A 10,911-nucleotide genomic window follows, 5' to 3' on the forward strand; every position below is an offset into this window, starting at 1 on the left:
GCGTTTTCTATTGCCACTGATGTAGTAGCTGGGGGGAGACTCGAACTCCCGACCTCACGATTATGAGTCGTACCACAATTACTATCTTCGTGTTTCATTCGGCCGCTTTACGCTTCGCGGATTTTTCTCTAAATGCTTGAAATACAATACTATACAGTGCTATCATGTGGCACGTTGTCGCAAAGCGTGTCCACCACAATCACGCAGCGGTGTAGTACCGGTGTAGTACCTGTGTAGAGTCCGGCACGCCCGCGCCCTGCCCTGAGCTCGCCCGATGCCTTCACCAAAGCCTCTGACAGATACGGCGGTACGGGCCACGCGCGCCCCAGCGACCGGCCGCACGTACACCCCAGACGGCAAGGTGCGCGGTCTCGTACTGCGCGTGACGGCGAGCGGTAGCCGGTCGTGGTGGCTGCGGTATCGGGTCCGCGGTGAAGGCCGAAGTGGTTCCCCGAAGCTGCTGCATCTTGGCCCCTATCCCGACCTCACCCTCGCTAAGGCCCGCGATCTCGCCACCGCCCACCTCGCCGACATTGCTGCGGGCCATGATCCGGCAGCGCTTCGCCAGGCGGAGCGGGCCGAAGTGGCACTGCGGACGACGCGCGCTCGCGCGGCCCTCGAGGCCGACCGCCAACGCCCCACCTTGGTCGAACTCGCGCCCCGATGGCTCGAGACCGTCAAAGCGAAGCGCTCGACCAGCACGCACGGCAACTACGTTACCGCCATGGAACGCCACATCGTGCCACGGCTCGGCGCGTGCCAAGTGGCTAATCTCGAGCGCCGCGATGTAGCCGCGCTGCACGAGGCCATGCGCAAGACGCCGATTGCTGCCAACCGCGCCCTCGCCGCGCTTGGAGTATTCTGCGCTTGGTGTGAACGCGAAGGCCACCGGCCACCGCGATCCTCACCCGTCTACGGTATCGAAAAGTATCCCGAGACAAAGCGCCGCCGTTTTCTGAGCAGCGACGAGCTCACACACCTCGGCGCAGCGCTCGCCCGTGCCGAACGCGAGGGACTTCCGCCGTCACCGGCCATGAAGAGGAAGGGCAGCAGCACGCCTGCCGCCCGCAGGGCGAAGCATGGCACACAGCCCACCCGTGGTCCCTACACTCGGAAAGCGGCCCCGCCCGCACCGCGGCCGTCCGACCACTACGCCGTGGCAGCGCTGCGGCTCATGCTGCTAACCGGCTGGCGACTCAGCGAGGTTGTCACGTTGCAGTGGGACAACGTTGACCTGAAGCGGCGTGTAGCGCACCACGCGACGACGAAGACTGGTGCAACCGATCGCCCGCTTTCCGCTCCGGCCATCGAACTACTGACCGCTCTGCCGCGCGTGGTCGACTCGCCGTGGTGCTTCCCCTCGCCCACCGCCGTCGGAAGGCCAATGGGAAAGCCCGTGCGTCTTTGGGACGCTGTACGCCATGCGGCCGGCCTTGATGATCCAGACAAAACAAGACGCGTCATGCCGCACGACCTGCGACATTCGGTCGGTGCGGCGCTCGCCTCGAACGGCGCGAGCCTACCCGTGATAGCGGCCCTTCTTGGCCATCGGCAGGTGAGCACCACTGAACGCTATGCCCACTTGCACCACGATGCGCGACACGACGCAATCGACCGCGCGGCCATGGACATTGCTGTCGCCCTCACACGCGGCGCCGCGAGCTCACTCAATACGCCCGAAACGCTAGTAGTACCCCTCCTACGCGCTCGATCGCGATCGGCTCGAGCATAGCCGAGACAAACACCGAGACTAAGGAACCTCTGCCGGGTTTAGGCGGCCGCCAAGAGCCTCTGCCGTTCGAGGTATGGCCCGATCTCGCATCTGCCGGTCAGGGCTCGAATACAAATGTGAGCTTCACCCGGAACCGTAAAGCCGGTGGATTTGGGCTTTCAAGGGACGATGAATTGTACGGGATGGGACTGCTCAAAGGCGAGCGGGAAGAGCTGCCCCTGAGCAGCGTGACGAAGATGCGGATATTTGTCGGCGTTCAACATGGTGGATGATCTTGAGCCGAGCGTCGGAGGGCTTCGGGAAGCGTTTCTTGGCGAGGCACTCCACTTCGAGCATTGCAAAGAAGCTCTCCTCCATCACGTTTTCGGAGGCATCGCCATGCGAGCCCAACGAGGCCCGCAAGCCGAGGAGCTTGCACCGCTACCCGAACGCATACACGCAATGTCACTCCCCTTGATCCAAGAAGTGGATGACTTTAGTGCCCCGACGTTGCGTCGCGGCAATGGCCGACGCATCAAGTATCAGGCCGGCCTACTGCGAATCGCGCATGAACCAGCCAACAATGCGCCGGCTGAACACGTCGATGATGACCGATAGATAGTGAGCCCCCGCCATCAAAGGGATGTGCGTGATGTCGGCCACCCAGAGCGAATTCGGTGCTGTAGCCGCAAACGACCGTTTGACGCGGTCGGACGCCGGTGGGGCCTTGGGAGTATTGCGGCGCGGGCGCGATGGTGAACGACGCTTTGAGACGCCCTGAGTGCTCTCGAAGGACATTAGGCGCGCTGCGCACTTCTGCCCCAAGCGATGGCTGGCCTCCCGCATGTCCTCCGGGAAGCGCGGCGCCCAAACGAACCGCCTAAGCACACCTATGCAGCACGAATGGCCGCCGTCAGCGTCGCATCGCGCTGTGCTCGCGCCGAAGGCGCCGCGCTGTCGCAATGCCTAGTACCCACTCGCGGAGATACCAACGACGCGACGCACAGACGCGACGAGCGCCATGGCCTGACTCGTGCTCACGAGGCGGAAGACTCGGGCGGGATCATCCCCGACTCCCGTGCGAACCCGGCCGCGGCTTTTCCCAAGGTGTCGCACTCCACTTTCAACTGCCGATTCTCGCGACGGAGTCGACGCACTTCTTCCCGCTCGTCGGAGGTCAGCGCGTCCGGGCGCTCCCCGCGATCCGCCTCGGCGTGGAAGATCCAATTGCGGATCGTCTGCTCCGATGGCTCAAACTTTTTGGCTAACTCTTTCGGCGTACGACCGGCACGGGCCATAGCGATGATCTGCTCGCGATACGCCGGCGGGTAAGCAGCGGGACGACGGGGCATCGGGGACTCGTCCTCTCTCACAGAAATGGAGGCTCCACCGAAGCGGGGCAAGTTCAGGTGTTGACTTAAACAATCTTCCTTAGTACTGGTAGAATGGGCGGGTCGTAGATACAGCTTCATCTTGACCTCATGATGTTTGCGTTACCGCCGTACACGATCCACTTCCTAATTGGACCACGGAGACTCAAGTGGTGCTTCGTCCGCGATCCTCACTTTTTTTCGCTTACGCCAGTTGCGCTCTCCTTGTCTTAAGCCGGGAGCTAAGCGCCCAATCGACCACTAGCTCAACCGTCTGCAAGGAAACCATTCTAGGTCAAGTTCGGTGCGAGACTGAAACTCGATCTCGGCCGAGAACGGCGAATCCGTGGGACTCGTTGATCGACGCGATTTTCCCGAGTGGTGAAGAGTTAGCCCGCCGTCGGCATGAAGCGAGGCAAGAGATCCTCAATTCCCAACAGCAAGTTCTACTTGACGCGTCAAGTCGTCGTGAACGCCTAGCAGATGAAGCGGCTGCGCGCCGAAGAGATGCTGCACTGCGGCTGTTCTCGCCTAAAGTAACGGAAGTCATTCTCTCATTTGCCGACTCCATAGGGCTCCGTGGGGCTGCCTTCAAGGAGGCTGAGGGGGCAGCGTTGAAGATCGCTGAAGACATCTTCGAAACGAATCCTGATGCAAACCAGGTGCGAATTCAGGACGATTTGCGCCCCCTTTTTTCGATGTATTCTAGAAGAAAAAATCAGTTTTTCGCGGTTTGGAAATCGTGGGCGTCATCCAACAGAATTACTATCGATAGCCTCAACAAGCCTCAGCGACTTCATCTGATAGATGCCGCAATCTCTGCACAAGAGACCTATCTTCTTAAGCCAGATGAGAATCAGACGGAATCCGCATTTTCTTCGGCTCTCCTCCAGGCGACTGAACACAGAAGGCTCTGCAATAAGTCAAGGAGTAATTCATGTCGAGTCCTCCAAGTTAAGACGGACCGATTCGGCGAGACAATCACGCTAAATGGCGCGGCTGTTGGACGAAGCCCAACAAGTTTTACAGTAGATGCGAGCGAAAAGAACACGATCACCATCGGTGACGGCGAGTGGCTCCATTCTGAGTCACTGGCGCCACCCGCCAAGATTTGGACTGCGCTAGGTGTCAGCACCTCAATCAAGCTAGGCGTGCCAGCCATTGAAACGAATCGGCTTCGCGACCATTTGATCGATTCTGTTATGACAATCCGAAGAGTTACGGCGAACACGAGAACGATCACCCGCACAATTACAGTCATCAAATAGCCTGCAGGATGCTTAATCCGCGAACCATGCTCGGTCGTTGTGTGCCTTTGTGGCTGCCAGCCTTTGCCCCGGTATTGACAGCACTCACAAGGGTCGCGAATTAACACCCATCTGCTGCGGTGTTGCGCCGCATCGTTAGGGCGTCGCCGCGATACGGACCGGCGGCGATGCAGCAAGCGGTACGCCCTGCAACGCCAGCCTCCGCGCTTCCTTCAAGGCCTGACCCACTGCCGCTTGTATGCTCGCCGCGTATATGTTGGCCTCGCTCGAGTCTGTCGCTACGCGCGCGACCGCATCCGCAACCGCCCGCTCTTCGAGGGACGCCGCCACCGCGAACGGATAGCTCGCCCGTAAAGCCTCCTCGGCAGCGTCGACGACAAGGGCAACCAACCGCACGCCCGCGCCTTCGGCCAGCTCAAGCGGCGAACGCGTTGATGCGATCCCGCGGCCCTCGATCGGTTCGGCCTCGATACGCGCCGCGACGTGGGCCAGCACACGCGCCCCAAGCATTTCCTCAAGCGTGCCTTCGGTGAGCACGTTGAAGGAGTATCTCGGCCCATCGTAGCCGAGTAACCAATCGGGATTGATGGCCCACTTCGCGCGCGCGGCCCGTAAAACATCGGCTGACAATGCCCGGCGGCCGTTCAGCATATCGCCCACCGCGCTGTGGGAATCGTACCCGAGCTCATGGGCAAACCCGGTGAGGGATGCACTCCGGCCCTCACGCTGCTCGGCCTTGCGCCACCACTGGTAAAGATCGTTGAACCGGTCGCACGCTCGACCCTCGGGTGTCCGGGCTGGTGCTTTTTTGGATGGACGTTTTTTCGTCGACATATGACGAATATTCGTCGATGCTTCGGTATGCTGCAAGGTGCAGGGTGTAGCAAACTGTGGGCGTTCGGTCTCCCCCCAACAACCCCGAGGGACTTACATGCACGACACAACACCGACCGCCGCGCCCCAACTCATCCCGGAAAAGGAAGTGCGCCGCCGCTTTGGCATTTCGCGATCGACCATGTGGCGCTGGCGCTCGAGCGGCACTGGCCCGAAGTGCTTCCAGCTCGGGCCGCGCTTCATGTACGCCGAGGCCGACCTTGTGGCATGGCTCGAAGCGCACCGCCCGGCCGCCGCGCGCGTCGCCTGACCACCGCCCACAACGACGCGAGGCGCCCGGCCAGCACCGGACGCCTCGCCACCGACGCTCATATGTCACTGAAACATACGCCGCGCGAAGTGTGGACGCACGCACTCGAACTCACGACCACGCACAGCCTCGCCATTCTCCCGATTCGCCCCGGTACGAAAGTACCGGCGACGCCACACGGCGTGAAGGACGCCTCGAGCCAACGCGCGCACGTGCTCGCGTGGGCGGCGGCCATGCCCTCGGCCAACATCGGTATCTCGGCCGGTGGCCCACTCCGGCTGTTAGTGGTGGACGTGGACGGCCCCACCGGCAATACCGCGCTCGCGCGCTTCGGACCGCTACCGCCGACGTGGACGGCGATCACGCCGAAGGGTGGTCGCCACTTCTACTTCACTGCGCCTGACGACGGCGTACCACTTGGCAATACGGCACGTAAGCTCGGACCCGAGCTCGACACCCGCGGGAGCGGTGGCTATGTAGTGGCTCCCCCGTCCATCCTCGGCGATGGCCGCTGCTACGCTTGGGTTTCCGGCTGCTCGCCAGCCGATCTCAGCCGGGCCGTACTCCCCGAGGCAATTCTCAAGGCACTCCGTACGCCTCGCCAACGCCCTGACCCGACAACTTCGTCTCGAGCGGCCACCACACCGACCGGCGACCTGACCCGCCGTGTCGCGGGATACCTCGCGAAACTACGCCCCCTCGCTGACGGTGAAGGCCGAAACCATACCGCCTTCACGCTTGCCGCCTTCGTGCTCCACGATTGCGGCGGCAGCACGGCCGATGCCCTTATAGCACTCGCCGTGTGGAACGCATGCAATCACGAACCACTGCCCGCTACCGCGCTTTCCCGCCTCGTACGAAACGCGGCCATACATGGGGGCAGACATGTCGCTTGATCCCACGCGCCTCGAACAGGAGTATCGCGCGCGTCTCAAGCGATCACCGCAGCGGCGTGTGCTTACGGATGACCGCACCGCGGTCGGCATTCGATGGGACCGTGGGGAGAAGCGCCCGGCCGTCACGCTATCCGTGGACGACGTAATCACGCACGCTGACCGCTTCGATCTGCTTAACCCGAAGCAACGTGCCGCCTTCGCCGACAATGCCCCCGAAGAACTCCGGGCCGAGGTGGGCGCGGCCCTGCTGGACTTTGCTGGTGTTGCCCCGCCGCAACGAGCCGCCGAACCTGAGGCGAGCGCGCATACCGTCTTGATTGTCCCGACCGAGCCATCCACTGACCAGGTAGTGCTAGCCGAGGTGCTAGAGGTGGCCCGCGCGCACCTGCAGCGCCATGCGATTCTACCCCCGCACGCCGACACTGCGGTAGTGCTATGGTGCGGGCTCACACACTTCTTAGAGCACGTCAGCTATTTCGGCATACTGCATGTCATGAGCCCGACACGAGAAAGCGGAAAGACGCGGGTGCTCGAGCTTGTTCACCTGCTCAGTGCGCGCGCATGGTCCGTGGTGAGCCCTTCCCTTTCGCCGCTGTTTCGCGTGATCGCGAAGGACGCCCCGACACTCATTCTCGATGAAGCTGACACCCTACCGCGTGAACATTTCAACACTTTCACCGCCATCTTCAATGACGGTGTGCGCCGTGGTGGTGGAATTCCACGTACCGCTAAGCAAGCGGACGACACCTTCAACGTGGAGTGCTTCCCCGTCTACTGCCCGAAGGCAGTCGGCTCAATCGGAGTACCGTTCGGTGATGCAACAGTCTCGCGGACCCTTCGCGTTGCCATGCAGCGCGCGACGCCCGACGAACTCACCCGCCTCGCGAAGTTTCGTCAAGATCACGCCGAGGCACGCTGGGCTGGCAACGTTCGCCGGCAGTTTGCCCGCGCAGCGGCCGACTATGGCCCCTCCCTAGCCGCGCTCCTCGAGCAGGCCGCCGACGACAACACCTTGGCCGTGCCGATGCCGCCAGGCGTGGACGGCCGGCAAGCTCAGGTCTGGGAACCGCTGTTGGCGCTTGCCGATGTAGCCGGTGCCGACTGGCCAGCCCTCGCCCGCACCGCGTGCGCGCACTTCGTAGCCAGCCTAAAGGCCGCGGAGCCCGCGGATGACCGCGTGCGCCTACTTGCCGACCTTCGTTGCTACTTCCGTGAGCATCCTGAAAAGCGCGCGGCCTCGTCTGATGAATTGCTCAGATACCTTACCGAGGACGAAACTCGCGGGTGGGCCGAGTACCGCGGCGGCAAAGGACTGACAGCGGCTGGCCTCGGGCGGCTGCTCAAGCCCTTCGGTCTCAGACCTATCCTGTCCCGAAGCGACGCCAGCACACCAAGTGGCCGCGGCCGAGTCTGGGTGCGGGCCGAGCTCGAACCGGTGTGGGATCGCCTAGCCCCGTCGTCTGACAATGAGCAGATGGGGCCGCCCGAATGCGTGACACCCGTGCCACCCGTTCCGCAAACGCCGCTGGCCGCGACGGGTGGCACACTTGGAACGGATAGCACGGGTTCCGGAATTGCAACAGCGATCCCCGCCTCGACCACCGGCAGCCGTGTGCGCGTCACGCTGAACGACGGGACGCACGTTGATACAGACGCCAACGCTCCGGACTTGCCGATGTTCACCGCACGCATCGTACGAAACGAGCCCCTTCAGCACGAACCAGTCGAGTAAGGATGGTTTTCCTAATGTCCAGAACATCGCCCGCCTCACTGCTCGCCGACCTTGCGCGCGCGCGTGAACGAGCCGCCGACCTCGCCCGCCGTGCAGTGGTTGCCCGAGCCGAAGCCGACGCCTTACTCGCCTGCTATCGGGCGGCCACCAGTGCGGACACCAACCCAACCGACACACCGACCGAGGACCACGTACGATGACGCTCCGCCCCGAACGCGGGTCTTCCACACGACGACAGCAGGCGATCCCGCAACCACACGGTGGCGCACTCGTGCCCGGTGCAGGCCGCGGGCCGAAGCGCGGTGCCCCCAATGCCGGTCGGCCAGCGAGCGATGTGCGCGCCGCCCTGCGCCAAGCCTTTGCCGACCGTTTGCCGATCCTCACCGACATCGCCGACGATGCCATGCTTTCGCCGTCCGAGCGACTCCGCGCCCTTGAGGTGCTAGCCCGTCACGGCCTCGGCACCGTTACGGAACTCGGTGTGGATGACGTGCGCGACAAGCTCGCAGCTACCGTTGCCTCGATCCGACGCAACGTGGCCCCCGATGTCGCCGCGCCGCTGCTGGACGAACTGCGAGCGGTGTGGACCCGATGAGGTCCGACGCGCTTTGGCCCGACGACGACATGTTGCCGACTGAAAAGGCACCGCACCCGCTGGCCTCAGCGTTCGACCGTCCACCGGTCGCCAGCTACATCTTGATCCGTATCGGCGACGGCCCCCTCCGACGCTGGGTTCCACCGGGCGATCCTGGCGAAGCGCCGCCGCACGAACCCGACGCCACCGACCAACAAGGCTAACCGCGATACGAAGTAGATCCGGTGTACTACCTAGCATTCAACAAGGACAAATGCCCGGCCGAAAATTGGCCCGATGTTTCTCATGTCCTTCTAAAGCAATCACTTAAGAAGTCTCCGTGGAGAGACTTGAACTCCCGACTTCACGATCGTTCCGGGCACGCGTACCTGCAGTGTGCCTCAGCGAGGAAGCTCATTCCCGCGCCCACAAGCCTCGGCGTACGCGTTGCCTCCTCTCGAACGCACACGCTTTGGGCGCTCCCCCCTTCGGGAACAGCACTCCACCCAGCGGAGTTGCCAGCTTCTTGCGGAGTCGGTGTCAGTGGCGCCCAGTTATGTCAAGTGCGTCACCGTCAATTTAAAGTAATCATGGGTTGTGTGGGCAAAGCTCTACTGGTCTTCGTAGTGCTCGTTTTTTCGGAGTAATCCTTGGGGACTCACGCTCCTCTGGAACCGCGAGCTCCAGCGTGGCGTCCACACCGAGAACCCCGCTGCCGCGGATACCCGGTTCCCAATGGTCCTATGGAACCAACACGGACGAGATGACGGAAAAGTTGTCCTACTCGGCCTCGTTCAGCAGCACCAACATCGTGGAACTCGATTTACCGTATTGTGAGCCGCAGAGTGGCACGCTGATCGTTCGCCGGCACCCACGCCACGGACTCGACGAGATCTTTCGCCTGGAGCGTGGGCAGCTCCCGTGCTCGTCCTACGACGGGTGTTCTGTAATGGTCCGGTTCGACGAGAAGGAGGCGGTGACGTACAGTGCGAGTCCCCCGGAGGATAACAGCACCGAGATTCTGTTTATCAGGAATGAACAGCGGTTTCTCACGCACCTAAAGGCGGCCAAGCGACTCCGCGTGCCCCCGAAGATTTATCAAAATGGCGGTTTGGTCATCAACTTTGACGTGACCGCCGTCAACTTGAGGAAGCTCAGCGAACCCCGATTCATCTGCCGTCTCCCTAGCAGCTCACCTAACCGGCAGGTTCCTGACCGTGGCGGCTTGTCTGCATAAACGTCCAGTATGGAATGGTGCCACGCCTGCATCACACCTCGTTGACGCGGCACTTACCGCATCAACGAACAATCACGACTCTAGGTTACCACAATCTTTGCAAACGCGATTGTGCGCTCGTCCGACAACATTCTCCAGAACCCAGCCCCCTCAGATACCCTCGCCCCAGGGGACCTCTGCCGAGCTCGCACCATTGTCTTAACTTGATGCATCTCCACTAGCACGAGGGCACTCGCACCGACTCAGGGTGAATCTCGCTCAAGGATTTCGGCTCAGAAATGGTGGCCGGAGTGCTTCGGTAGACTAACCTCGGCCGAATCGAGTACCAACTTGCTCTTTTCGGATTCACCCTCCTTGACTGAATCGCGGGGAAACCGATCGCGTGGCTCCGTTTACATATCTGAAGACGCTCTTTTCTGCGGCCCCCTATGGGCTACCGCATTTTGACGATCCGTTCATCGAAATTGATCAACAACGCGTCGTAGCATCTCTTCGCCTCGTCGAGCGCGGAGAAGAGCGCGGTAGGATCAATCAGCCTTCGCAGACGCAATCAGAATTAGATGTTGTTGAGTATGAGATCGTTAACCTAATCAGCACAGAGTTGAACCGGGCGCAAATTGATGCCCACACACAGAGCCAAACGTACCAAAACCGTCTGACTGACCTGAAGCTCCTTCAACAGGTTCACTCAATAAAAACGGAAACGGTCAAGGCGCTCGGCGACTTCAACACGCTCGTAATCGATTGGCGCAATAAGCTCACCACGCTCCGCGATAAGATCCGTGAAAGCTACAGTGATCTGCGCCAATTCAAGTCGACAAATGGCCTAGAGCGACCTGCTGAAGAAAAGCCACCTAGAGTCGTGACAATCGGAGGCATTGCCTTCGGTGCGCTCCTCGAGGTCGTTGGAAATTCCTTCTTCCTTCAGTCAGGAGATGATCGCGGATATCTCGGCGGGCTATTTGCGGCCGTTATGGTC

The 10,911-nt window shown here is 61.6% G+C and carries 11 protein-coding genes and 1 tRNA gene; 8 read left to right on the forward strand and 4 right to left on the reverse strand.

The genetic code is table 11. From position 1 onward, the window contains the following. Positions 1-25: 25 nt before the first annotated feature. A tRNA-Ser gene (locus ACIQ51_RS05480) sits at positions 26-114 on the reverse strand. Positions 115-274: 160 nt separating this feature from the next. Between ACIQ51_RS05480 and ACIQ51_RS05485 the strand changes: the two genes are divergently transcribed. Further along, the gene (locus tag ACIQ51_RS05485; RefSeq protein ID WP_396204010.1) at positions 275-1,732 is read left to right on the forward strand and encodes a tyrosine-type recombinase/integrase; all 1,458 of its coding nucleotides are present in this window, start codon (positions 275-277) and stop codon (positions 1,730-1,732) included. A gap of 531 nt (positions 1,733-2,263) precedes the next feature. Here the strand turns inward: ACIQ51_RS05485 and ACIQ51_RS05490 are convergent. Both ACIQ51_RS05490 and ACIQ51_RS05495 read right to left on the reverse strand, forming a co-directional pair. Beyond that, complete coding sequence (locus ACIQ51_RS05490) at positions 2,264-2,557, reverse strand: DDE-type integrase/transposase/recombinase (protein WP_396204011.1); 294 nt, start codon at positions 2,555-2,557, stop codon at positions 2,264-2,266. 191 nt (positions 2,558-2,748) lie between these two features. Further along, positions 2,749-3,063, reverse strand: a complete 315-nt coding sequence (locus tag ACIQ51_RS05495) for a transposase (RefSeq protein ID WP_396204012.1) — start codon at positions 3,061-3,063, stop codon at positions 2,749-2,751. Between the two features lie 374 nt (positions 3,064-3,437). On the opposite strand from ACIQ51_RS05495, the gene ACIQ51_RS05500 reads away from it, so the two are divergent. After that, on the forward strand, positions 3,438-4,349 hold the full coding sequence (locus ACIQ51_RS05500) for a hypothetical protein (protein ID WP_396204013.1): 912 nt from the start codon (positions 3,438-3,440) through the stop codon (positions 4,347-4,349). Positions 4,350-4,484: 135 nt separating this feature from the next. Here the strand turns inward: ACIQ51_RS05500 and ACIQ51_RS05505 are convergent, their stop codons facing one another. Continuing rightward, positions 4,485-5,219 carry a hypothetical protein gene (locus tag ACIQ51_RS05505; RefSeq protein ID WP_396204014.1) on the reverse strand — a complete coding sequence of 245 codons (735 nt, stop codon included), beginning with the start codon at positions 5,217-5,219 and terminating at the stop codon, positions 4,485-4,487. Positions 5,220-5,280: 61 nt separating this feature from the next. Between ACIQ51_RS05505 and ACIQ51_RS05510 the strand changes: the two genes are divergently transcribed. The 6 genes from ACIQ51_RS05510 to ACIQ51_RS05535 all read left to right on the forward strand — a co-directional run. After that, positions 5,281-5,493: a helix-turn-helix transcriptional regulator gene (locus ACIQ51_RS05510; RefSeq protein WP_396204015.1), complete on the forward strand. Its 213-nt coding sequence runs from the start codon at positions 5,281-5,283 to the stop codon at positions 5,491-5,493. Positions 5,494-5,555: 62 nt separating this feature from the next. Further along, entirely contained in the window at positions 5,556-6,389 is an 834-nt protein-coding gene (locus tag ACIQ51_RS05515) for a bifunctional DNA primase/polymerase (protein WP_396204016.1), read from the forward strand. Then, complete coding sequence (locus ACIQ51_RS05520; RefSeq protein ID WP_396204017.1) at positions 6,379-8,121, forward strand: DUF3631 domain-containing protein; 1,743 nt, start codon at positions 6,379-6,381, stop codon at positions 8,119-8,121. Before ACIQ51_RS05515 ends, ACIQ51_RS05520 begins: the two co-directional genes overlap by 11 nt. A 14-nt stretch (positions 8,122-8,135) precedes the next feature. Next, a complete protein-coding gene (locus tag ACIQ51_RS05525) occupies positions 8,136-8,321 on the forward strand; it encodes a hypothetical protein (RefSeq protein WP_396204018.1) in 186 nt (61 codons plus the stop codon). After that, on the forward strand, positions 8,318-8,716 hold the full coding sequence (locus ACIQ51_RS05530; protein ID WP_396204019.1) for a hypothetical protein: 399 nt from the start codon (positions 8,318-8,320) through the stop codon (positions 8,714-8,716). The genes ACIQ51_RS05525 and ACIQ51_RS05530 overlap by 4 nt, the downstream gene beginning before the upstream one ends. Before the next feature lie 1,598 nt (positions 8,717-10,314). After that, positions 10,315-10,911: hypothetical protein (locus tag ACIQ51_RS05535; protein ID WP_396204020.1), on the forward strand; the 597-nt coding region annotated here is incomplete at its 3' end.

The sequence above is a fragment of the Gemmatimonas sp. genome, assembly GCF_044344655.1.
GTDB lineage: Bacteria > Gemmatimonadota > Gemmatimonadetes > Gemmatimonadales > Gemmatimonadaceae > Gemmatimonas.